Source organism: Streptomyces sp. NPDC029152 (assembly GCF_055564355.1).
Genome location: NZ_JBVHWR010000007.1, coordinates 305,105 through 326,688, shown reverse-complemented (window position 1 = coordinate 326,688; position 21,584 = coordinate 305,105). Strand labels below are relative to the sequence as shown.

The following is a 21,584-nucleotide window of genomic DNA, read 5'->3' as shown; positions in this document are numbered from 1 at the left end:
CTACAGTTCCGGATTCCGGCCCGGCGCACGGCTGTTCGACGCCGGGAAAGCCGCTGCGAGGAGGGTCCGCCCGTGGGCACAGTCGTCGACGACGCCGCCTCCGAGGAGTTCCACGCCTTCTTCGAGCGCCACTACGCCGAACTGTCCCGGCTCGCCCGTCTGCTGACGGGCGAGCCGGACGCCGCCGACGACCTGGCGGCGGACGCCCTGCTCGCGCTGTGGCACCGCTGGGACCGGGTGCGCTCGGCCGACCACCCGGTGGCGTACGCGCGCGGTGTCGTCGCCAACCTGGCCCGCAGCCGGATACGCAGCGCGGTGCGCGAGCGCCGGCGCGTCGCCCTGTTCTGGCCGCAGCGCGAGGAGGGGACGGAGAACCCGGACGTGGCGGGCGTGGTGGACGTGCAGGAGGCGTTGCGCGCCCTGCCGTTCCGCAAGCGGGCGTGCGTGGTGCTGCGGCACGCGTTCGACCTCTCCGAGAAGGACACCGCGCTCGCCCTGGGCGTCTCGGTGGGTACGGTGAAGAGCCAGACGTCGAAGGGGGTGGCCGAACTGCAGCGGGTGCTGGGCACACGGGGCGCGCCGCAGCGGGTGCGCGCGGCGATCGCGCGCACCGGCGAGACCACGGGAAGGAAACGATGACCGGGCGGCGGAACGTGGACGAGGAGCTGCGCGCCCGGCTGCACGAGGCGGCCGCGGCGCACGAGCCCGACCGTGCGCGCATCCTGGCCCGGGTCGAGCGCGGCATGGCCGGCCCGGAGCGCGCCGGGCACCGGGCGGCGCGGCCGCCGCTGCTGGGCTGGGCCCGGGTGGCCGGCGCGTCGGCGGCGGTCGCGGGGGTTCTCGCGGTCGGCGGGTACGCGGTGGCGTCCGCGGTGAAGGACGACCCTCCCCCGCAGCGTTCGGTCGCCGCCTCCCCCACGCCCACCCCGTCGGCGGCCGGCCCCACCGAACGCGCGCCCGCGCCGCCGCCCGCCGCCCCGGCGCCGAGCACCTCGACGGAGACCGGGCCGGCGACCTCGGCCCCGGCCCCGCCCCCGCCCTCGCGGACGCCCGCCGGCACCGCGACCGCCACCGCCCGGCCGCCGGCCGCCGGCGTCGAGGACGGCCCGCTGTGGTCGGACGGCTCGGTGGACCCGCACAGCAACGACTTCTGGGCGCAGAGCAACGTCACCCTGAAGACGCGCGTCCCGCTGACCGCGCTCACCGTCGAACTGAGGGTGGCGCAGACCGGCTCGGTCGCCTCCACCGGCGCCTGGCGGTCGCTGCCCGAGGACGACTTCACGTTCACGCTCGAGGAGCGGGACGGTTTCCTCGTCCACCGGTGGACGCTCAAGGAGGGCCGTACGGTCCCGGCGGGCGAGTGGGTGTTCGCCGGCCAGTACGACCACGCGCGCGGCGGCCGGGACGCGTACGGCGACAGCTACGGGGCGACGGCCGTCGCCGGCACCGAACGGCTGACGGTCCGGGGGGACTTCGCGCCGCGCGACAGCGGTTCGTGAAAAAAACCGGGAGACACGGCAACCCATTCCCCGCGCGTGGCGACGAGAGGGCGAAAGGTTCCCCTCCCCACGCAAGGACACGAGCATGACTGCAGGAGCTGCACAGCGGGTCCGTCACCGCCGCCGGGTCACCAAGCGCCGGGCGGTGATCGCCGGAGCGGCCGCCTTCGGCCTCACCGGCGCGGCGATCGTCACGACGACGATGCTGTCCACGGCCGGCGCCGCGTCGTCCTGGCCGTCGGACACCGGCAGCAAGCCCGTCTCGTCGACGATCCCGGTCTCCGGCACCTACGACGGCAAGATGAAGAAGTTCTACGGCACCGGCGACCTCGGCACCTCCGGCCAGGACGAGGACCAGGGCCCGATCTTCGAGCTGGCGGACGGCGCCGTGCTGAAGAACGTCGTCATCGGCACCCCGGCCGCGGACGGCGTCCACTGCAAGGGCTCCTGCACGCTGCAGAACGTGTGGTGGCTGGACGTCGGCGAGGACGCCGCCAGCTTCAAGGGCACCTCGTCGTCGGCGGTGTACACGGTGCAGGGGGGCGGCGCGAAGAACGCCGACGACAAGGTGCTCCAGTTCAACGGCGCGGGCAAGCTCGTGGTCAGCGACTTCCAGGTCGAGAACTTCGGCAAGCTGGTCCGCTCCTGCGGCAACTGCAAGAAGCAGTACAAGCGCACGATCGTCATCGACGGCGTGGACGTCACCGCGCCCGGCAAGGCGATCGTCGGCATCAACGAGAACTACGGCGACACCGCGACGCTGCGCGACGTCCGCATCCACGGCGACAGCAAGAAGAAGATCAAGACCTGCGTCCGCTTCCAGGGCAACAACACCGGCAAGGAGCCCAAGGAGCTCACGCCGGCCGGCCCGTACGGCAAGGTCTGCGACTTCACGGCCTCGGACATCACCTACGAGTGACCCCCTGCGCACCGGCCCGCCCCCCGGGCCGGTGCGTGCCGTCCGAGCCCCCACTCGGCCGGCACGCCGAACGCCCCCGCCGGTGACGACCGGCGGGGGCGTTCTCCCGGCCACGCCGCACAGGTGGAGGACATCACCCGCGGCGAGGACCGCCACGTGGCCTGCGCGGCCGGACCGGTGGTACCGGCCCCGGCCCCGGCCGGACCGGTGCCCCGCTAGCCGGCGAGGACCGCGTCGAGCCAGCCGGTCGCGTCGTCCTGCATGGCACCGGTGAAGGCGTGCCCGACGCCGGGCACGACCTCGGTGCGCAGCCGGCCGCCGGCGCCCAGCGACTCCCAGACCGCGCGGAGCCGGGCGTGGGCGGCCCGGACTCCCCCGGGTGCGAAGAGCGGGTCGTGCTCACCGCTCAGGAACAGCATCGGCTTCGGTGCGGCGAGGCTCGCCACGTCGGGCAGGTCGAGGTGCCGGGCGAGCCCGGGGTGCAGCATGTGGAAGGCCGACTGTCCGCGCAGGGTGTTGTTGCCGGGGACCATCATCTCCTTCAGCCCGGTCATCCAGCACACGCTCACGGCGGCGGCGACGTCGTCGCTGAGCGCGGCCGTCTGCCAGGCGCGGTAGCCGCCCAGGGAGAAACCCAGGGCCGCCACCCGCCGGGCGTCCACCCGGTCCAGGCGGGCCAGGAAGCCGGCGGCCCGCTCGTCCTCGCGGGCCATCAGCCCGGCGAGGGAGCTGCCCAGGTGGAAGAGGGTGCTCGCGAGGGCCTGCTGACCCTCGTAGGCGAGCGGGTCGCGGTCGCCCCAGCCGAGGGCGTCCAGGCACAGCACCACATAGCCGCGCCGGGCCAGTTCGTCGCCGGGGAACCGCCCGCCGAAGTGCCGGTCCGTCCAGTCCCGGGCGGCGGGCAGGCGGGTGTCGTCGTACCAGGGCCGGACCAGTTTCTCCTTGCCGATGTCGAACCGGGAGCCGTGGTCGTGCAGGAGGAGGACGGCCGGGAAGGGACCGGCGCCCCGCGGGGTGAGCAGGGCGCCGCGGACCCGGGCGTAACGCGTGAGGGAGAGGGTGACCGTCTCGCGCGTGTATCCGTCGCCGTCCGAGCGGTCGGCGAACTCGGGGGCGTACGGCGTGCCGTCCTGCCGGTCGACGAGGAGGTGTGCCTCGACCGTGGCGCGGGCCGTGCGCCGCCACTGCGCGAAGTCGCGGACCGGCGAGGTGCCCCAGGCGAGCGGGAAGGTCAGCTCGTCCTTGAGCGCCCGGTGGAAGCCGGGCAGGTCACCGGTGGCCGGCATACGGACGCCAGTCGCCGAGGTACGCCTCCCTGGTGTGCGCCGCGGCCTCGGCGCGGGTCAGCTGCGGCCGGCTGTCCGGGGCGGTGATCGCGGCGCCGGGGCCGGTGTTGCGGTACTCGCGGAACCGCTGCTCCTGCCACGGGTACGTGTCCCGCATGTCGGTGTAGGGCGCGAGGGCGTCGATGCCCGCGCCGAGGTGGGTCTCGCGCACGGTGAGCATCGGGCGGGCGGTGGTGTCGGAGCTGGGCACCCAGGGGCGGGCCAGCTTGTAGTAGCCGTCGGGCGCCTCGCTGGTGACGTGGCCCCGGGTCACCAGGTAGCCGCGCGGGTTGGCGCCCGCCGTGGACGGCGCGAACACGAAGCCGTAGGGGGCGGCGGCGAGGTCGGTGCGGGCCAGGGTGCGGAAGTGGCAGTTCTCGTACACGGCGGTCGCCCGGCCGAAGACGAAGTCGACGTCCCCCTCGACGTAGCAGTGGGCGTAGTACTGGCGGGCGAAGTGGTCGAGGGCGCGGGTGTCGGCGTAGAGGGTGTCCTGGTGGCCGAGGAAGCGGCAGTGGTGGAACGCCGCGCGGTCGCCCTGGGCCTTGAGGGCGACGGCCTGGGTGCCGGTCCAGCCGGGGTGGTCGGCGCGCAGCCAGTCGTTGGCGAAGGTGATCCGGCGGGCGGTGAAGCCGTCGGCCTGCACGGTGACGGTGGCCGAGCCGCTGGTGCCGTAGGTGCCGGAGCCGTCCGGCTTGGGGGTGCCGGCCGCGTTGTCGTACACGATGACGGTGTCGCGCGGGTCCTCGGAGGCGCCGATCCAGGTGGTGTCGGTGCGGGTGGCGTCGACGGCGACCGTCTCGCGGTAGGTGCCGGGCGCGAGGACGAGCGTCCAGCCGCTGCCGGTGGCCGCGGTCACGGCGGCCCGGACGGAGGTGAAGTCGCCGCGGCCGTGCGGGTCGACATACAGGGTCTTCGGCGTGCGGCGGGCCGAGGGCGAGCCGTGGCGGCCGAACGGACGGGGGCGGCCGCCGGCGAGGGCCGGGCCGGCGGTGAGACCGACGGCGGCGCCCGCGGCGGCGGCCGCCAGCAGGAAGCCTCTGCGGGACGGGGCGGGACGGGGCATGCGCGTGCTCCTTCGGGGGATGGCGGGACCGGGGTGGGCCGGGGCGGTGCGGGCGCCCCGGCCCGGTTCGGGTGCGCGTCAGCGCAGGCGGCCGGCGCCCGCGCCGCGGTCGACGACGTGGGGGACCGCCGCGGCCGGGAGGACCTGGGTGCGCAGGGTGGGTGTCCAGCCCGCGCCGGACCGCAGGGTCTCGGCGGGGACCTCCGCGTTGTGCACGGCGATCAGGTCGACCGTGCGGCCGTTGACCCGGTTGTGCGCGGCGGTGACCGGGGCGTCGCTCCACCGCTTGAGGACCTTGGCGGCGCTGACGCCCTTCGGGAGCGTGAAGGCGTTGTGCTCGGCGACGAGCGCGGACTCCTTGCCGACGCCGAAGCTGTAGGCGTAGTCGTCCGAGGCCACGAAGTGGTTGTTGTAGACGTCGACCTGGCCGAAGCGGACGCGGGGCGCGCGCTCGACGAGGTTCTTGAACAGGTTGTGGTGGAAGGTCACCTTGAGGTGGCCGCGGTCGCCGGCGGCGGTGGACTCGCTGTCGCTGTTGCCGATGAGGATCGTCTTGTCGTGCTCGCCGAAGACGTTCCAGGAGGCGGTGACGTGGTCGGCGCCCTTGACGACGTCCAGCTGCCCGTCGTGCTGCTGGTAGAGCATGCCGAAGTAGGTCGGGGCCGCGCTGTCGGGGTGCTCGCCGTCGGTGAAGGTGTTGTGGTCCAGCCAGACGTGGGTCGAGCCGTGGACGACGGCGCTGTCGTACTCGGAGTTCCAGTTGCCCCTGTCGCCGTCGGTGGGGTCCCACTGCGGGAAGCAGTCCACGGGGCTCTCGAGGGTGAGGTTGCGGACGATGACGTTGTCCACGCCCTTGATCTGCAGGCTGGCGCCCTTGAACCCGGCGTCGCGGCCGACGCCGATGACCGTGGTGTTGGCGGGGACGTTCGCCTTGATCGACCGGTCCTGCCGGGCGGCGGAGGCGCGGCGCAGGCCCTCGGGGCTGTCGTCGGGCTCGGCGCCGAGGTCCGTCTCCAGGCCCCACTTCTCGGGCGCGTACTTCTCCAGGTAGGCGTCGAAGTCGTAGCCGGGGACGGCGAAGGCGTCGCAGCCCTCGGAGACGGCGTCGATGGTGCCCTTCACCTTGATGATGCTGGGCGCGTCGCCGGCGGCGGCGAGGGCGGCCTTGAACTCGGCCCAGGTGGTGACCGTGTACACGTGCTCGGCGTCGGCGGCGGCGCCGCCGGTGGTGCCGGTGCCCTGGGAGGCCCAGCCGTCCTTCGCCGGCAGCGTCTGCCGGGCGACGTCGTGGGAGCGGTGGTGGCCGGGGCGGGCCTGGGCGCCGGCGGCGGTCAGGCCCAGCACGAGGGCGGTGCAGCCCACCAGCGCGACCGCTCTCTTACTGGCATGCCCATGCCATTTCTGTGTGCTCATGGTGCGGATCTCCTCTTCCGGTACGGGGGGGGGTTACGCGGTGGCCGGCTGCGGCCAGCTGATCCAGGACGCGGGGATCTCCTCGTCCAGCCGGCGCACGTCCCGGTGCGCCAGCACCCGGGTGCGCAGCAGCTCCCGCGCGACCAGCCGGGCCACCTCGATCGCGCCCGGCGGGTTGAAGTGGGTGTTGTCCTGCTCGGTGGCGGTCCAGTTGAAGTACGTCCTGGTCTCCTCGACGCCGAGCCGCTGCCACAGCGCGAGCGACAGCGCCTGCGCGTCGAGCAGGGCCACGCCCTCCTCGGCGGCCAGCGCCCGCATCGCCGCCGGGTACTCGCCGTGGCTGGGCACCGCGTTCCCGGCGGCGTCGAACCGGCGCCGCTCGACGGGTGTGGCCAGCACCGGCCGCGCCCCGCGGGCCCGGGCGCCGTCGACGAACAGGCGCAGGTGGTCCTGGTACGTCGTCCAGGGCTCGGTGTGGCGGGCGGGGTCCTCGCGCTTCTCGTCGTTGTGCGCGAACTGGACGAGGAGCAGATCGCCGGGCCGGACGACGCCGAGGACCGCGTCCAGCCGCCCCTCGTCCACGAAGCTCTTGGAACTGCGCCCGTTCACGGCGTGGTTGGCGACGGGGAGGTCCTTGCGGAGGAAGAACGGCAGCGCCATGCCCCACCCGGTCTCGGGCGCGGCGTCGGCGTACTTCTGCGCGGCGGTGGAGTCGCCGGCGATGTGGAGGGTGCGGGAACCGCGCCCGCCGGCCCGCGCGGTGCCGACGCCGGCGAACGCCAGCGGAACAGCGGCGGCGGCCGCGGTGACTTGCCTTCGGCTGAGTGACACGCCGGTCGTCCTTTCGTGAAGGGGGAGGGGTGCTCGCCCCGAGGGCGCGGGGCCGTATCGACATGCGGCTCCGTCGCGCGGGTACGACGAGCCGGGGACGGCCGGCGGTCCGCGAACCACGGACCGTCCCACGGCGATGTCCGGCTCGGGCGGTCAGCCCTTCTGCTCGTTCCACTCGGCCTGCGCCTCGTTGAGCTGCTCCGCCATCGTGTCCAGGAAGTCCTTCGCGCTCATCTTCCCGAGCAGCACCTTCTGGAGGTTCGGCTCGTTGTCGGCCTTGGAGATCGTGTTCCAGTCCGGCAGGTAGTACGGCAGCTGGACGATGGTCGTCGACCCGTCGTTCAGCGCCTCGGCGGCCAGCTTCGTCGGCTCGGCCTTGGAGATCCAGGCGTCCTTCGCCGCCTCGGTGTTCGCCGGCACCTGCCCGGCCGACTCGTTGAACTTCGAGTTCTGCTCCTTCGAGGTGGCGAACTCGATGAACTTCCAGGCGGCTTCCTTGTTCTTGGAGCTCTTGAACAGCCCGAGCCCGTCGACCGGGTTGGACACCTGGACGCGCTTGCCGGAGGCGCCGACCGGCTGCGGGATGCCGCGGAACTTGTCGACGCCGAGCGCCTTCACGTGGTCCTGGTAGGAGCCGAGGTTGTGGTTGAGCATGCCGATCGTGCCCGAGTCCCACTGGGCGACCATCTTGGCGAAGTCGTTGTTGACGTCGGCGGCCGGCGTGACCTTCTTGTAGAGGCCCGCGTACTTCTCCAGCGCCTCGACGTTCTTCGGGTCGTTGACGGTGGTCTTCTTCTTCTCGCCGTCCCAGAACGAGGTGATGCCGGACTGCCCGTACATCGCGTCGAGGGCCTGGGCGATGGAGCCCGAACCGCCGCGGATGGTGTAGCCGAACTCGTTCTTGCCCGCGTCGGTGAGCTTCTCGGCCGCCGTGTAGAAAGCGTCCCAGGTCGTCGGCGCCTCGAGGCCCGCCTTGTCGAACAGGTCGGTGCGGTAGTAGAGGACGCCGTTGTTGGCCGAGGTCGGCACCGAGTAGAGGCGGCCGTCACCGCCGCCGGCGGCCCGCAGGGACTCGATCATGTCCTTGTTGACCTTGCCGTTCAGGGACGATCCGGTGAGCCGGTTGTCCAGCGGCTCCAGCGCGTTCTGGGCGGAGAACCCGGCGAGCATCGCCGCGCCGACGCCGCCGACGTCGGGCAGGCCACCGCCCTGGATGGCCGTGTCGACCTTGGACTGGTACTCGGTGGCGGCGATGCCGACGTACTCGACGTCGATGTCCGGGTTCGCCTTCTCGAAGTCGGCGATGATCTCCTTCCACACGGCCGTGCGGATACCGCCGTTGTTGTCCCAGAAGACGATCTTCCCCTTGCCGCTGCCCTCGGCGCCCTTGTCGCCGCCCGCCCCGCTGCCGTCGTCACCGCAGGCGGTGGCGGTCAGCGCGAGCACGGCCCCCAGGGCGACGGCGGCGGTCGTCCGGCGTCCGGTCGTGCTTCTGCTGCTGCGCATGCTGATCTTCATTGGTCGGCTCTCTTCTTCTGGATCCAACGGTGCGGTGCTGAACGACGTGGGGGGCGATCGGTGGTGCTGCGGGCGGCTCAGTGGGTGCCGATCCGCTTCTGCGGCCCCGAGAAGCGCTTCACCAGCGCGGGTACGGCCGCCGCCGGGTCGAGCCGGTAGGCGTAGAGGTCGCGCGGTTCGAAGGCGGTGCCCCACTCGTCGTGGCGGCCCGTCGTGTTGCGCAGGATCGATCCGCGCTGCACCAGTTCCGCGGTGGCGTCGGCCTGGTAGGGGTGCTGGACGTCCTGGTAGTAGCTGTTCTCGATGACCATCTTCGTGGCGCCGCGCGACCAGTTCCCGTACGTCCACACGGGGTCGCCCGGGTCGGCCTGCGCCGTCAGGTAGTTGTTGTAGAGGTGCGCGTAGGCGGCGTTGTCCACCGAGGGGTTGCGCTGCTTGGTGTTCGAGAACCAGTTGTGGTCGATGGTGATCTGCGTCCTGACGTTCGTCGTCCAGCCGAGCCCGAACGTCTTGTTGTTGTTCTCGAAGCGGTTGTACGACACGGTCACGTACTCGCTGTCCTTGCGGACGTCCAGCTGACCGTCGCAGATGTTCGAGAAGCGGTTGTGGTCGACCCACACGTGGTGGGCGGTGTCCATCTGGATGCCGTCGAAGTCGGTGTCCTTGCAGTCCCAGTTCCCGGCGATCGCCGAGTCGCGGATCGTCAGGTTGCGGATGATCACGTTGTGCGTGCCCGGTTTCAGGTGCAGCTCGCCGTGGACGATCTCGCCGGTGTCGCCCACGCCGACGATCGTCTTGTCCGAGCCGACGTCGATCTGCGCGCCGAAGGGCTCGGCCTCGATCGTGCCCGCCACCCGGATGACGTACGGCTCCTGGGCCGTCGCGTACTTCACCAGCGCGGCCTGGTCGGTGACGGTGACCACCTCGCCGCCCTCGCCGCCGGTGGTGCCGCCGGCGAGGGCGGCGAAGCCGTGGGGACGGTCGGCCAGGTGCGGGTCGTCCGCCGCCCGTTCTGCCGGTGGTGCTGCGGCGTGCGTCTGCCCGGCCGTGCCGAGGGCGAGGGTGGTGGCCAGGCCCAGGACGGCGGCGAGGGTTCTGCCGGTTCCCGGCAAGCGCTTGCTCCGGGGATGCGTCATTGCGGCTCCCAACAGGCGTACGGGTGAGGTCTGTTACTGGGGGGTGATCCGGAAGTGCGTGAACTCGGCGGCACCGGCGTGTCCCCGGCCGGCGGGCGCGAGCGCGAACAGGCCGAGCAGGGCGCCGACCCAGCGCCACGGCGTGGCGGCGAAGACCTGGCCCGTGGGCCGGAAGCCGTCGCCGAGGTCGCAGGAGAAGCGGCAGCGCGCCCCCGGTGCCGTCTCGATCCGCAGCCGTGCCCGTGCCCCGGGTGCGACGCGGGGGTGGTCGGCGTCCCGCTCGGCCTCGGCCACCGACTCGGCGAACCGGTGCACCAGGTGCACCGCCCCGTCCGCGCCCCGCTGGAGCCCGATCCAGCGGTAGGCGTCGCCGAGCACCGCGAGCCCGGCGCGGGCGCCCGGCTCCGTGCTGTCCAGGCGCAGCTCCACCTCGACGGCCGACGGCAGGCCGGGCAGCCGCTGGGTGAGGACGTTCGGCAGCTTGCGCAGGTCGTGCGCGTCGGCCGTGCGGACGCAGGCGAGCCTGAGCCCGTCCCCGGAGTGCCGGGCGGCCCACCCCTCATGGGGGTCCCCCCGCTCGAGCGAAGCCGAGAGTGGGGGAGGGTTGGCCGTCCACGACCACTGGTGTCCGTACCGTCCGCCGGGGAAGTCGTCGTCGGTCGCGGGCGCGGCGGGCGGCTGCGGCGGCAGCGCGGGACGCCGGTGGACGGTCACCGGGGCGCCGTCGTCGCCGAGCACGGGCCAGCCGTCCGCGCCCCAGGTCATCGGCTGGAGGTGGACCACCCTGCCGTACGCGCCGCGCTGCTGGAAGTGCAGGAACCAGTCCTCGCCGGCCGCGGTGCGCACCCAGCCGCCCTGGTGGGGGCCGTTGACGTCGGTGTCCTTCTGCTCCAGGACGACCCTCTCCTCGTAGGGTCCGAAGAAGTCGCGGGAGCGGAAGGCGCCCTGCCAGCCGGTCTCCACTCCCCCGGCGGGCGCCAGGATCCAGAACCAGCCGTCGTGCCGGTAGAGCTTGGGGCCCTCCAGGGTGAACCAGCCGGGGATGCGGTCGGCGTCGACGATCACCTTGCCCTCGTCGAGGAGCTCGGTGCCGTCGGGGCTCATGCGGTGGCCGGTGAGGCGGTTCTTGATGCCGGAGCGGGAACGGGCCCAGGCGTGCACGAGGTAGGCCTCGCCGGTCTCCTCGTCCCACAGGGGACAGGCGTCGATCAGGCCCTTGCCGGCCTTGACCAGGTGCGGCTCGGTCCACGGGCCCCGGATCTCGGGGGCGTTGACCTGGAAGACGCCCTGGTCGGGGTCGCCCCAGAAGATCCAGAAGCGGCCGGCGTGGTGGCGCAGGGACGGGGCCCAGACGCCGCAGTCGTGCCGGGGCCCGGCGAAGACGTCCGCCGGTTCCAGGCGGTCCAGGGCGTGGCCGACCAGGGTCCAGTTGACCAGGTCCCGGGAGTGCAGCAGCGGCAGACCGGGGACGCGGCCGAAGCTGGAGGCGGTCAGGTAGAAGTCGTCGCCGGCGCGGACGACGTCCGGGTCGGACCAGTCGGCGTTCAGGACGGGGTTGGTGTAGGTGTCCGCGGACTCGGGGGTCATGGGCACACCGCCTTCCGTACGAGGGCCGCCGCGCCGTCGGCGTCGAGGCGGCCGTCGGCGACGACGGTGACGATCCGGCGGACGAGGGTGTCGCCGGGGGCGACCGCCAGCCGTTGGTCGTGGGCCAGGGAGGATCCGACGCCCGGGTACTCCTCCGTGCGCACGAACCACGGGTCGCGCCGGGTCCGGTCGGTGGCGCCGGCGAACACCAGCGACCAGGTGCCGCCGGTGAGGGCGAGCCAGTCGGCGGCGGTGCCGTGGACGTCCTTCTCGCCCTCGCGGTCGGCGGTGAAGACGTGCGGGGCCGTGCTCTCCTTGCGGGCCCGCCAGAAGAAGCCGCCGTAGGCCGCGCCGGGGCGCCCGTTGGTGGCGGGGCTGCCGATGGTGAGGGGGCCGGGGGTGACGTTGGTGAGGGAGAAGGTGAAGTCCAGCGCCCAGGCGGTGTCCGTGAGTCCGGTGGCGGCGACGGTGCGGCGCTCGCGCAGCAGTTCGGTGCCGGCGGCGACCCAGCGCAGCTCCTCGACGAAGCCGTCGGGGTCGCGGAGCTGGAAGGCGGTGTGCCGCTGGGCGCCGTGGTTGTCGAGCTCGGTCGGCCCCCGGTCGCGGACGTAGGTGCGTCCGCCCCAGAAGTTGTGGCCCTCGACGTCGGGAACGGCGACACCGACGCCGAGGTGATGGAGGTGGTCGGCGGGGCCGAACTCGGTGACCACGGTGCCGGCCAGGGTGGTGACGGGGTGCAGGTGGGGGCGCGGGGAGAGGCGGGCGGGCAGTTCGGGCCGGACGACGTACCGGCCGACGGGACGGCCCGCCACGCGCAGCACCGGGGAGTCGGTACCGGTCATCGGGTGCTCACCTCTTTCAGCGGGTGCTCCGTGCGCGGTGCCCACGGGGCGCCGAGTTCGGAGTACAGGGAGAGGGTGTCGGCGGCGGCGGCCACGAGTCCGTCGACGCCGGGGACCACGCGGCGGTCCTCGCCGGGGACGCGGTGCCAGGCGCCCTCGGGCAGCGGCTCGGGGTCGGGGGCCCGGCGGATCGCCTCGACGACCTTCATGAACGCGCCGGTCCCGTCCGGCGGCACCAGCAGCGCGGCGCCGGTGGTGAGGTGGGCGACCAGGTTCTCCAGCAGGTCGGTGCGGCCGTGGTCGTGCTCCTCGGGGCCGTGGCCCGCGCGCTGGAGCAGGACGCGGTCCTGCTTGTACCAGAAGGTGATCCGGCCGCTGCTGCCGTGCACCAGGACGTACGGCTCGCCGGCCCGCTCCGCGCACAGGGTCGCGGCGACGGTGACGCGGTGGCCCCGCGTGGTGGTGATCCGTACGCAGGAGGTGTCGTCGGCCTCGATGTCGTTGGCGCGGCTCAGCTCGGTCTCGATGCCGGCGACGTCCTCGGCACGGTCGGTGCCGCCCAGCGCGAGGGCGGTGGCGACGGCGTGCGCGAGGGGGTTGGTCAGCGCGCCGTCGATCACGTCGGCGCCGTCCAGCCGCCGCCGGCCCGCCCAGGGCGCCCGGCGGAAGTAGGCCTCGTCGCGCACCCAGGCCCCGGCTCCGCCGACGCCCGTCACCTCGCCGATCGCGCCCTCGGCGATCAGCGCGCGGACCGCGGGCACGGCGTGCGAGCCCAGCGACTGGAAGCCGACCTGGCAGGCGACGCCGGCCGCGGCGATCCCGTCGGCCATCCGCCGGAACTCGGCGTACGACGGTGCCGGGGGCTTCTCGAGCAGCAGGTGCACACCCCGGCGGGCGGCGGTCAGCGCGAGATCGGTGTGGGTGGGGATCGGCGTGCAGATCACGGCGACCCGGGCGCCGGTGGAGTCCAGCAGGGCACCGAAGTCGGTGGACTGCTCGGGGAGTTCACCGCCGGCCTCCTCCTCGGTCAGCGGGGACAGCTCGCAGATGCCGGCCAGGCGGACCAGGCCCGCCCGCTCCAGACGGCGGATGTTGGCGACGTGCCAGCGGCCGTGGCCGCGGGCGCCGGCGAGGACGACGGGAACCCGGCTCATCCCTTCACCGCCCCCGCGCTGAAGCCGGTGATCAGCCACTTCTGGATGAAGGCGAAGACGATCACGACGGGCACGGCGGCGATGATGCCGCCGGCGGCGAGTGCGCCGAGGTCGACGCTGTCCGCGCTCATCAGGGTGTTGAGGCCGACCGGGATGGTCTGCTTGCCCTGGTCGTTGAGGAACATCAGGGCGAACAGGAAGTGGTTCCAGGAGTGCACGAAGGCGAAGGAGCCGACGGCGATCAGGCCGGGGCGCAGCAGCGGCAGCACGACGATCCGGAAGGCCCGGAACCGTCCGCAGCCGTCGACCCAGGCGGCCTCCTCCAGGGAGTACGGCACGTTCTTGATGAAGTTGCTGATCAGGATCATCGACAGCGGCAGCTGGAAGACCGTCTCGGCGATGATGACGCTGCCGAGCGAGTTGATCATCTTCAGCTCGGCGAAGATCTCGAACAGCGGGACCAGCAGCAGCGCGCCGGGCACGAACTGGGAGCAGAGCAGGGCGAGCATGAAGCCCCGCTTGACCTTGAAGTCGAACCGGGCGAGGGCGTAGCCGCCGGCCAGGGCGACGAGCGTCGTCATGACCAGGGTGGCGAGGCCGACCAGCACGCTGTTCTGGAAGAAGGTGCCGAAGGCGCGGTCGGTCCACACCTTCTCGAAGTGCTCGAAGGTGACCGGCCAGGGCACGAGCGAGGTCGAGCCGGCCGGGCGGAGCGCGAAGAGCAGGATCCAGTAGAACGGGACCAGGGTGAAGACGAGGTAGACGCCGAGCGGCAGGTAGATCTGCCAGCGGGGGACCTCGTCCCAGGCGGGGCGCTTCTTCGCCGGCCGCGTCGGTTCGTGGCCGGCCCGCACGGGCGCGGGGGCGGGCGCGGGGGCCTCCTTGGTGATCACTTGTTCTCGCCTCCGAACTTGCTCAGCCGCAGGTAGACGATCGAGCAGAAGAGCAGGATCACGAACGCGACCGTGGTGAGGGCCGACGCGTAGCCGAAGTTGTGCGCGTCGACGCTGGTGTTGGCGATGTAGAGGGGCAGGGTCGTGGTCTCGCCCGCGGGTCCGCCGCCGGTCAGGGTGTAGAGCAGGTCCACGTTGTTGAACTCCCACACCGCGCGCAGCAGGGTGGACAGGATGATGGCGTCCTTCAGGTGGGGCAGCGTGATGTGCCAGAACTGCTTGACGCGGCTGGCCCCGTCGACCTCGGCGGCCTCGTAGAGGTCCTTCGAGACGGACTGGAGGTCGGCGAGGATGAGGATGGCGAAGAAGGGGACACCGCGCCACAGATCGGCGACCACCGCCGCGGAGAACACGGTCGAGGTGTCCGACAGCCAGCTGGTGCCGTACGAGCCGATGCCCATGTCGGCGAGGTAACGGGTGATGCCGGTCTGGGAGTTGTAGAGCAGCACCCAGATCGCGGAGGTCAGCACGCCGGAGACGGCCCACGGGGAGAAGACCAGGGCGCGCCCGATCCCCCGGCCCACGAAGGTCTGGTTGACGATGAGCGCCAGCGCCAGGCCGAGGAGCAGCTGGAGCCCGACCTCGACGAAGACCCACTTGGCGCTGAAGACGAGGGTGTCCCAGAACTGCGGGTCGTCGGTGAAGATCTTGACGAAGTTGTCGAGGCCCGCGAAGCCGTTCCGCCACGGCTTGGTGGGGTTGTAGTTCTGCAGGCTGTAGTAGAAGACGCTGATGACCGGGTAGGCGATGAAGCCCAGCATCAGCAGGGCCGCCGGGCCGATCAGCAGGTACGGGAGCCTGCGCGGCGTGGCGGAGGCACGGCGCCGCCTCGGTGGCGCGGGCGGTTTCGCCACGGCTGCGGCTTGGGCCATGACAGTTCTCCGTTCTGGTACGTCGTGCGTGGGTGGTGCGCGTGCGGTGCGCCTGCGGCGCGGCGGCGCGGGAAGCGCTTTCTCCGGGTGCGTGGGTGTGCGGTGTCCCGCTGCCGCGGGGTCAGCCGGCGTACGGGTCCTGCACCGTGCCCGGGCGGGCCAGGAACTCGAAGTCGCAGCCGGTGTCGGCCTGGGTGATCTGTTCGTTGTAGAGCGCGCCGTAGCCGCGTTCGTAGCGGGCGGGCGGCGGCGTCCACGCGGCCCTGCGGCGCTCCAGTTCCTCGTCGTCCACGTCCAGGCGGAGGGTGCGCGCCTCGACGTCGAGGACGATCGTGTCGCCGGTGCGCACCAGCGCGAGCGGTCCGCCGACGTACGACTCGGGTGCCACGTGCAGCACGCACGCGCCGTAACTCGTGCCGCTCATCCGGGCGTCGGAGATCCGGACCATGTCGCGCACGCCCTGCTTGAGCAGGTGGTCGGGGATGGGCAGCATGCCGTACTCGGGCATGCCCGGTCCGCCCTTGGGCCCGGCTCCCCGCAGCACCAGCACGCTGTCGGCGGTGATGTCCAGGGAGGGGTCGTTGATGGTGCGCTGCATGGTCCTGTAGTCGTCGAAGACGACCGCGGGGCCGGTGTGCCTGAGCAGGTGCGGTTCGGCGGCGATGTGCTTGATGACGGCGCCGTCCGGGCAGAGGTTGCCGCGCAGGACGGCGACCCCGCCCTCGCTCGCGACCGGGTTGTCGCGGGGCCGGATGACGTCGTCGTCGTGCACCCGCGCACCGGCGATCTGCTCGCGCAGGGTGTCGTGGGAGACGGTGGGGCGGTCCAGGTGGAGCAGGTCCGGGATCCGGGACAGGAACCCGGGCAGGCCGCCCGCGAAGTGGAAGTCCTCCATCAGGTACGTCTGTCCGCCGGGGCGGACGTTGGCGAGCACCGGGACGGTGCGGGCGATGCGGTCGAAGTCGTCGAGGGTCAGCTTGACGCCGGCGCGGCCCGCCATGGCGATCAGGTGGATCACGGCGTTGGTGGAGCCGCCGAGACCCAGGACCGTGGTGACGGCGTCCTCGAAGGCGTCGGCCGTGAGGATGTCGCTCAGCTTCCGGTCCCTGTGGACCAGCTCGACGATGCGCATCCCGGCCGCGGCGGCCATCCGGTCGTGCCCGGAGTCGACGGCCGGGATGCTGGAGGCGCCCGGGACGGTGACGCCGAGGGCCTCGGCGGCGGCGGTGAGCGTGGAGGCGGTGCCCATGGTCATGCAGTGGCCGGGCGAGCGGGCCAGGCCGCTCTCCAGTTCCTGCATCTCGCAGTCGCCGATGAGGCCGGCCCGCTTGTCGTCCCAGTACTTCCACATGTCGGTGCCGGAACCGAGGGTCTGGCCGCGCCAGTGCCCGGGGAGCATGGGTCCGGCGGGCACGAAGACGGCGGGCAGGTCGACGCTGGCGGCGCCCATGAGCAGGGCGGGCGTGGACTTGTCGCAGCCGCCCATCAGGACGGCGCCGTCGACCGGGTAGGAGCGCAGCAGCTCCTCGGTCTCCATCGCGAGCAGGTTGCGGTAGAGCATCGGGGTCGGCTTCTGGAAGGTCTCGCTGAGCGTGGAGACCGGGAACTCCAGCGGGAAGCCGCCCGCCTGCCACACGCCGCGCTTCACGGCCTGGGCGCGGTCGCGGAGGTGGACGTGGCAGGGGTTGATGTCGGACCAGGTGTTGAGGATCGCGATGACCGGCTTGCCGAGGTGCTCCTCGGGCAGGTAGCCGAGCTGGCGGGTGCGGGCGCGGTGGCTGAAGGAGCGCAGGCCCGACGAGACGCCGCTGCCGTACCACTGGTGGCTGCGGAGCTGCTCGGGGGACTTCCGGGGCCTCATATCGCCCACCCCGCGGCGATGGCGGCGACCTCGGCGCGCTCGTCCTCCGGCAGCGGCTTGCTGGGCGGGCGGACCTCGCGGCGGCACAGGCCGAGGGAGGCGAGGGCCTCCTTGACGACCGTGACGTTGTTGGCGGAGCCGTTGGCGGCGCGCAGTTCCTCGAAGCGGCGGATCTGCTCCCAGACCTTCATGGCGGCCGGGTAGTCGCCCGCTCGAAGCGCTTCGATCATGTTCAGCGAGACGGCCGGGGCGACGTTCACCAGACCCGAGGTGAAGCCGGTGGCGCCGGCGGAGAAGTAGGAGGGGGCGTACGGCTCGGCGAGCCCCGCCACCCACACGAAGCGTTCGAGGCCGGCGTCGCGGGCGAAGGCGGCGAACCGGGCCGCGTCCGGGACGGCGTACTTCACGCCCAGGACGTTGGGGCAGTGGTCGGCGAGTTCGGCGAGGCGGGAGCCGGGGAGCTGGGGGTTGCGCAGGTAGGGCACGACGCCCAGTTCGGGCACGGCCTCGGCGATCGCGCGGTGGTAGTCGACCCAGCCGCCCTGGGAGACGTAGGGGTGGACGGGCTGGTGGACCATCACCATCTGGGCGCCCAGTTCGCGGGCGTGCCGCGCGGAGGCCACCGCGGTCGGCACGTCGTGGCCGACGCCGACCAGGACGGCGGCCCCGTCGCCGGCCTCCTCGACGGTCAGCTCGGTGACGAGGCGGCGCTCGGCCGGGGAGAGGGCGTAGAACTCGCCGGTGTTGCCGTTGGGGGTGAGGGTCGTGATGCCGGCGTCGAGGAGACGACGCAGCAGGGCCCGGTAGCCGGCCGGGTCGACGGAGCCGTCCTCGGCGAACGGGGTCACCGGGATCGCCACCACGTCGGCCAGGGCCGCCCGCTGGGTCTCGAACGTCGTTGTCATGCCTGACCGACCTCTTCCTGGGCCTCGGGACCCGCGTGCGGGAAGGCCCGTTCGACGAACGACGCGATGTGGGCGTGGAGGGCGCTCGCCGCGCCGTCCGCGTCGCCCGCGAGGGCGAGGCGCAGGATCTCCTGGTGCTCGTCCGCCTCCCGTTCCCAGGAGGGGTCGGCGGCCCAGGCGACGGCCGAGACGAGGGCCGCCTGGTCGCGGACCTCGTCGAGCATCCGGCCGAGCAGCGGGTTGCCGCACGGAACGTACAGGGCGCGGTGGAACTCGCGGTTGGCGAGCGACCGTTCGGCCGTGTCCGTGGCCTGGTCGGCCCGGGCCAGCGCGTCGCGGGCCGCTTCCAGGGAGGCGCCGCGGCGGACCGCGCGCTTGAGTGCCTCCGGCTCCAGGAGCAGCCGCACGTCGTAGACCTCGCGCGCCATGTCCGCGTCCACCATGCGCACGGTGACGCCCTTGTACTGGCTCATCACGACCAGTCCGGTGCCGGCCAGGGTCTTGAGCGCCTCGCGCACCGGTGTCTTGGACACCCCGAACTGCGCGGCGAGGTCGGTCTCGACCAGGGCCTGACCGGGCGTCAGGCGTCCGGTGAGGATGCGGCGTTTGATCTCCTCCAGCACGTACTGCGTGCGGGAGGGGATCGGCGTGGGCACAGAGGTCATGCGCGCCTCTCGGATCTCACATATCGCGTCTCATATATGACGTACGGAGTACGACGCGTTGAAGGTAGGAGGGGCACCGGGCCGCGTCAATGCTTCTGACGAAGAAAGTTCGGACGGTGCTCGTACGGGCGTGCCGAGGCCCTCGCGTGCGGCGGCGGTCGGCCCGCCGGAGGCCGCGGCGGCCCGTGCGGTCGCCGTCCTGGGGGTGGGCGTGGGTCCGGCGTGCGTCACGAGCAGGCGCCGGGCACCGGCCTCGCGGGCGGCGTTCCCCGCGCCCTCGGGTGTCAGGTGCACCTGTTCGCCTTCGCGATGCGCGTCGATGTCCGCCTCGCACAGGAAGAGGTCGGCGTCGCGGGCGGGTCCGGTGAGCGCGGCGCACGGTCCGCCGTCCCCCGAGCAGGCGAGGACCCGGCCGGCGCACTCGGCCCGCAGCGCGTACGCCTCGACGTCGTGCGCCACGGCGCGGGCGGTGAGGCGCAGGCCGCCGTGGCGCACGGCGTGGCCGTCTACAGCGGCCTGAAGTCGAGGACCGCGTCGAGGAACGCGGTGTCCGGCCGCCCGAGGAACCCTGCCAGGCGCTCGGCGCAGCCCTGCGGGACGTACACGGGGACGGGCGCGGGCGGGGTCGCGCCGCCGTGGGCGAAGGCGTACACCGCCGACAGCAGGCCGGCGCCGTGGTCCGCGTGCAGGTGCGGGATCCGTATCGCACCGAGCCGCGCCGGATCGGTGTGCCGCTGCAACTCCGCGAACGTGCCGGGCCCGGCGTCCACCCACACCTCGGCGCCCCGCCGCGCAGCAGGTGGCCGGAGCAGGGGCGGTCCGGGGCGGGGTGCGGGGAGGCGGTGCCGAGGACGGTGAGGGAGAGCGCCGTGCGGGGAACGTGTGCGGCCCCGCCACGCTCGCGGGGCCTGCCGGCGCGCGACCCCACGCGACGGTGGGTCTTCCGTCCCCGCGCGCGCCCGCCCCTCCACGCCCCTACGGGGCGGGCCGCGGTGCCGCGGGGCGGGTCCAGCCCGGGTCGCGGCCGCTGAGACCCACCGTGCGGTCCAGCAGCGGGGCGCCGGCCGGGACGGGGACGACGGGGCCGAAGACGCCTGCGCCACCGTCGGACTCCTCCGCGGCGGCGAGGAAGCCGTGCGAGACCTGGAGCGCGGCCGGGTCGGGCGCGTACTCCTGGCCGGTGGCACGGGCCAGGTCCCAGGCGTGGACCACCAGCTCGTCGGCCACCACGGCACCGGCGACCGCGCCGGGCAGATCGACGCCGCCGGCCCGGGTCATGCCGGCCCAGGCCTCCGGGGCCCGCCAGGCCTCGGCGAGTTCGCCGAGCACCTCGGGCAGCTCCTCGCGCCAGCCGGGGCCGATGTCGGGCACGCTCGCGCCGGGGCTGGTGTCGGTGCGGGCGCCCAGGTCCTTGCGGGCCGCGTCGAGGAAGGCGGCGGCCAGGCCGGTCAGGTGGCCGAGCAGGTGGCGCACGGCCAGGTCCGGGCACGGCGTCGGGTCGCCGAGGCTCGCGTCGCCCACGCCCTCGGCGAGGCGCGCCACGATCCGCGTCTGCGGCCCGAGGTCGAGCGTGGGCGTGGGGGCGGTGGTGTCCTGGGTCATGAGCTGCTCCTCGGTCCGCACGGCCGGCCTTCTAGGGAGGTGGACCGATCCCGGCCGGGGAACTCATCGGTCGCGCGGCCGGCTTCCGGGGCATCTGCCCGATGCCGGCCGGCCCGCCTCAGGTCCACGCTTGCGGGCATGACGTCACGGACGGGACACAAGGGGAAGACGGCGCGGGGGGCCTGGCCCGTGGTCCGCGTGCTGCGCGACCGCGACGCGGGCCTGTACCTCGCGGGCGTGGTGGTGTCCGGCTTCGGCACCTCGGCGCTGTGGCTGGCGTCCGGCGTGTGGGTGAAGGAGCTCACCGGATCGGACGGGCTCGCGGCGCTGTGCATGCTCGCGATGTGGGCGCCGGCCCTGGCGGGCCCGGCGCTGGGCACCCTCGCCGACCGCGTCCGCCGCAAGCCGCTGCTGATCACCGGGAACCTGCTGCTCGCCGGCCTCCTGCTCACGCTCTTCGCCGTCGACTCGCCGGACACGGTGTGGCTGCTGTTCGCGGTGCTGTTCGTGTACGGCGCGATGGGCGTCGTCCATGACGCCGCCGAGTCCGCGCTCGTCGCCGCCGCCGTCGGTCCCCGGCTGCTCGGCGACTTCAACGGGCTGCGCATGACCGCCACCGAGGGCATGAAGCTCGTGGCGCCCCTGGCGGGGGCGGGCGTCTACGCGGTGTACGGCGGCGCGAGCGTGGCGGTGCTGGACGCGGCGACGTTCGTGCTGGCCGCGGGGGTGTACACCGCCCTGCGGGTGCGGGAGGCGCCGCCGGAGCCGCCCGCCGTGACCTGGCGGCGGCAGACGGCCGACGGCGCCCGGTACCTGTGGGGGAACCCGCGGCTGCGCCCGCTCGTCCTCGCGGGAGGCGTCATGATGCTGTGCGCGGGCGTCTGCGGAGCGACGGCGTACGCCGTCGTCGACTCCCTGGGGCGCTCCCCCTCCTACGCGGGCGTGCTGTACGCCGTCCAGGGCGCCGGCTCGGTGGCGGTCGGGCTGTCCGCCGGGCCCGCCCTGCGGCGACTGGGCGAGCGGCGGTTCGCGGCGGCCGGGATCGCGCTGCTGGCGGTGGCGGTGGCGGTGCGGGCCGTCCCGTACGACGCGGTGGCCCTGGTGTCCTTCGCGGCGGCCGGCGCGGGCATGCCGGCGGTGCTGATCGCCGCCCTGACCGCCGTCCAGCACGAGACACCGGGGCCGCTGCTGGGCCGGGTCACCGCGACGGCCAACTCCCTGCTCTTCACCCCGAACGTGCTCGGACTGGCCCTGGGCGCGGCGCTGGTGGAAGCGGTCGGCCTCCGGCTGCTGCTGCCCGCCGCGGGGGCCGTGCTGCTGGTGACGGCGGCACCCCTCGCCCGGCGGCCGGCGGACGCCGGGTGCGCCGCCCCGCCCTCGCCGTCCGCCCCGGAGTGACGCGCCGGGCCCACCGCACGCGCGAGGGGGCGCGGCCG

The 21,584-nt window shown here is 73.4% G+C and carries 18 protein-coding genes and 2 pseudogenes; 4 read left to right on the top strand and 16 right to left on the bottom strand.

Features of this window, described 5'->3' with window-relative positions; genetic code table 11:
* Positions 1–72: 72 nt before the first annotated feature.
* The 3 genes from ACZ4V6_RS17735 (at position 73) to ACZ4V6_RS17725 (ending at position 2,418) form a co-directional block, all read left to right on the top strand.
* Positions 73–639: a SigE family RNA polymerase sigma factor gene (locus tag ACZ4V6_RS17735; protein ID WP_467828041.1), complete on the top strand. Its 567-nt coding sequence runs from the start codon at positions 73–75 to the stop codon at positions 637–639.
* A complete protein-coding gene (locus ACZ4V6_RS17730) occupies positions 636–1,499 on the top strand; it encodes a hypothetical protein (RefSeq protein WP_467828039.1) in 864 nt (287 codons plus the stop codon). The genes ACZ4V6_RS17735 and ACZ4V6_RS17730 overlap by 4 nt, the downstream gene beginning before the upstream one ends.
* Positions 1,500–1,584: 85 nt before the next feature.
* Positions 1,585–2,418: a pectate lyase gene (locus ACZ4V6_RS17725; protein ID WP_467828037.1), complete on the top strand. Its 834-nt coding sequence runs from the start codon at positions 1,585–1,587 to the stop codon at positions 2,416–2,418.
* Positions 2,419–2,633: 215 nt separating this feature from the next.
* On the opposite strand, the gene ACZ4V6_RS17720 is transcribed toward ACZ4V6_RS17725, so the two are convergent.
* The 16 genes and pseudogenes from ACZ4V6_RS17720 to ACZ4V6_RS17645 form a co-directional block, all read right to left on the bottom strand.
* Positions 2,634–3,704: a dienelactone hydrolase family protein gene (locus ACZ4V6_RS17720; RefSeq protein WP_467828035.1), complete on the bottom strand. Its 1,071-nt coding sequence runs from the start codon at positions 3,702–3,704 to the stop codon at positions 2,634–2,636.
* On the bottom strand, positions 3,688–4,809 hold the full coding sequence (locus ACZ4V6_RS17715; RefSeq protein WP_467828033.1) for a pectinesterase family protein: 1,122 nt from the start codon (positions 4,807–4,809) through the stop codon (positions 3,688–3,690). The genes ACZ4V6_RS17720 and ACZ4V6_RS17715 overlap by 17 nt, the downstream gene beginning before the upstream one ends.
* A 78-nt stretch (positions 4,810–4,887) precedes the next feature.
* On the bottom strand, positions 4,888–6,222 hold the full coding sequence (locus tag ACZ4V6_RS17710) for a pectate lyase family protein (protein ID WP_467828031.1): 1,335 nt from the start codon (positions 6,220–6,222) through the stop codon (positions 4,888–4,890).
* Between the two features lie 33 nt (positions 6,223–6,255).
* Positions 6,256–7,053: a rhamnogalacturonan acetylesterase gene (locus ACZ4V6_RS17705; protein WP_467828028.1), complete on the bottom strand. Its 798-nt coding sequence runs from the start codon at positions 7,051–7,053 to the stop codon at positions 6,256–6,258.
* Positions 7,054–7,206: 153 nt separating this feature from the next.
* Positions 7,207–8,571: an ABC transporter substrate-binding protein gene (locus ACZ4V6_RS17700; RefSeq protein WP_467828025.1), complete on the bottom strand. Its 1,365-nt coding sequence runs from the start codon at positions 8,569–8,571 to the stop codon at positions 7,207–7,209.
* An 83-nt stretch (positions 8,572–8,654) separates the two neighbouring features.
* Positions 8,655–9,707 (bottom strand): annotated as a pseudogene (locus tag ACZ4V6_RS17695) (pectate lyase family protein); the annotation flags it as partial.
* A gap of 33 nt (positions 9,708–9,740) precedes the next feature.
* A complete protein-coding gene (locus tag ACZ4V6_RS17690; protein ID WP_467828022.1) occupies positions 9,741–11,294 on the bottom strand; it encodes a glycoside hydrolase family 43 protein in 1,554 nt (517 codons plus the stop codon).
* Positions 11,291–12,136 (bottom strand): DUF6807 domain-containing protein, encoded by an 846-nt coding sequence (locus ACZ4V6_RS17685; protein ID WP_467828019.1) that lies wholly within the window; start codon positions 12,134–12,136, stop codon positions 11,291–11,293. Before ACZ4V6_RS17685 ends, ACZ4V6_RS17690 begins: the two co-directional genes overlap by 4 nt.
* On the bottom strand, positions 12,133–13,290 hold the full coding sequence (locus tag ACZ4V6_RS17680) for a Gfo/Idh/MocA family protein (protein ID WP_467828016.1): 1,158 nt from the start codon (positions 13,288–13,290) through the stop codon (positions 12,133–12,135). Before ACZ4V6_RS17680 ends, ACZ4V6_RS17685 begins: the two co-directional genes overlap by 4 nt.
* On the bottom strand, positions 13,287–14,183 hold the full coding sequence (locus ACZ4V6_RS17675) for a carbohydrate ABC transporter permease (RefSeq protein ID WP_467828013.1): 897 nt from the start codon (positions 14,181–14,183) through the stop codon (positions 13,287–13,289). Before ACZ4V6_RS17675 ends, ACZ4V6_RS17680 begins: the two co-directional genes overlap by 4 nt.
* On the bottom strand, positions 14,180–15,115 hold the full coding sequence (locus ACZ4V6_RS17670) for a carbohydrate ABC transporter permease (RefSeq protein ID WP_467828010.1): 936 nt from the start codon (positions 15,113–15,115) through the stop codon (positions 14,180–14,182). Before ACZ4V6_RS17670 ends, ACZ4V6_RS17675 begins: the two co-directional genes overlap by 4 nt.
* A gap of 121 nt (positions 15,116–15,236) precedes the next feature.
* A complete protein-coding gene (gene araD / locus ACZ4V6_RS17665; RefSeq protein ID WP_467828008.1) occupies positions 15,237–16,976 on the bottom strand; it encodes an L-arabinonate dehydratase in 1,740 nt (579 codons plus the stop codon).
* Entirely contained in the window at positions 16,973–17,881 is a 909-nt protein-coding gene (locus tag ACZ4V6_RS17660; RefSeq protein ID WP_467828005.1) for a dihydrodipicolinate synthase family protein, read from the bottom strand. The genes araD and ACZ4V6_RS17660 overlap by 4 nt, the downstream gene beginning before the upstream one ends.
* Positions 17,878–18,546, bottom strand: coding sequence for a GntR family transcriptional regulator (locus ACZ4V6_RS17655; protein ID WP_467828002.1), 669 nt, complete (start codon positions 18,544–18,546; stop codon positions 17,878–17,880). Before ACZ4V6_RS17655 ends, ACZ4V6_RS17660 begins: the two co-directional genes overlap by 4 nt.
* A gap of 138 nt (positions 18,547–18,684) precedes the next feature.
* A pseudogene (locus ACZ4V6_RS17650) lies at positions 18,685–19,474 on the bottom strand (MBL fold metallo-hydrolase); the annotation flags it as partial.
* Between the two features lie 47 nt (positions 19,475–19,521).
* Positions 19,522–20,148: a TIGR03086 family metal-binding protein gene (locus ACZ4V6_RS17645; RefSeq protein ID WP_467828000.1), complete on the bottom strand. Its 627-nt coding sequence runs from the start codon at positions 20,146–20,148 to the stop codon at positions 19,522–19,524.
* Between the two features lie 138 nt (positions 20,149–20,286).
* Between ACZ4V6_RS17645 and ACZ4V6_RS17640 the strand changes: the two genes are divergently transcribed.
* Complete coding sequence (locus ACZ4V6_RS17640; protein ID WP_467827997.1) at positions 20,287–21,546, top strand: MFS transporter; 1,260 nt, start codon at positions 20,287–20,289, stop codon at positions 21,544–21,546.
* The last annotated feature ends 38 nt before the right edge of the window (positions 21,547–21,584 follow it).

Bases quoted from the DNA above. Each gene is read 5' to 3' on its own strand.
- ACZ4V6_RS17730 (WP_467828039.1), top strand. From the start codon at position 636: ATGACCGGGCGGCGGAACGTGGACGAGGAGCTGCGCGCCCGGCTGCAC.
- ACZ4V6_RS17725 (WP_467828037.1), top strand. From the start codon at position 1,585: ATGACTGCAGGAGCTGCACAGCGGGTCCGTCACCGCCGCCGGGTCACC.
- ACZ4V6_RS17720 (WP_467828035.1), bottom strand. From the start codon at position 3,704: ATGCCGGCCACCGGTGACCTGCCCGGCTTCCACCGGGCGCTCAAGGAC.
- ACZ4V6_RS17715 (WP_467828033.1), bottom strand. From the start codon at position 4,809: ATGCCCCGTCCCGCCCCGTCCCGCAGAGGCTTCCTGCTGGCGGCCGCC.
- ACZ4V6_RS17710 (WP_467828031.1), bottom strand. From the start codon at position 6,222: ATGAGCACACAGAAATGGCATGGGCATGCCAGTAAGAGAGCGGTCGCG.
- ACZ4V6_RS17700 (WP_467828025.1), bottom strand. From the start codon at position 8,571: ATGAAGATCAGCATGCGCAGCAGCAGAAGCACGACCGGACGCCGGACG.
- ACZ4V6_RS17690 (WP_467828022.1), bottom strand. From the start codon at position 11,294: ATGACCCCCGAGTCCGCGGACACCTACACCAACCCCGTCCTGAACGCC.
- ACZ4V6_RS17685 (WP_467828019.1), bottom strand. From the start codon at position 12,136: ATGACCGGTACCGACTCCCCGGTGCTGCGCGTGGCGGGCCGTCCCGTC.
- ACZ4V6_RS17680 (WP_467828016.1), bottom strand. From the start codon at position 13,290: ATGAGCCGGGTTCCCGTCGTCCTCGCCGGCGCCCGCGGCCACGGCCGC.
- ACZ4V6_RS17670 (WP_467828010.1), bottom strand. From the start codon at position 15,115: ATGGCCCAAGCCGCAGCCGTGGCGAAACCGCCCGCGCCACCGAGGCGG.
- araD (WP_467828008.1), bottom strand. From the start codon at position 16,976: ATGAGGCCCCGGAAGTCCCCCGAGCAGCTCCGCAGCCACCAGTGGTAC.
- ACZ4V6_RS17660 (WP_467828005.1), bottom strand. From the start codon at position 17,881: ATGACAACGACGTTCGAGACCCAGCGGGCGGCCCTGGCCGACGTGGTG.
- ACZ4V6_RS17655 (WP_467828002.1), bottom strand. From the start codon at position 18,546: ATGACCTCTGTGCCCACGCCGATCCCCTCCCGCACGCAGTACGTGCTG.
- ACZ4V6_RS17645 (WP_467828000.1), bottom strand. From the start codon at position 20,148: ATGACCCAGGACACCACCGCCCCCACGCCCACGCTCGACCTCGGGCCG.
- ACZ4V6_RS17640 (WP_467827997.1), top strand. From the start codon at position 20,287: ATGACGTCACGGACGGGACACAAGGGGAAGACGGCGCGGGGGGCCTGG.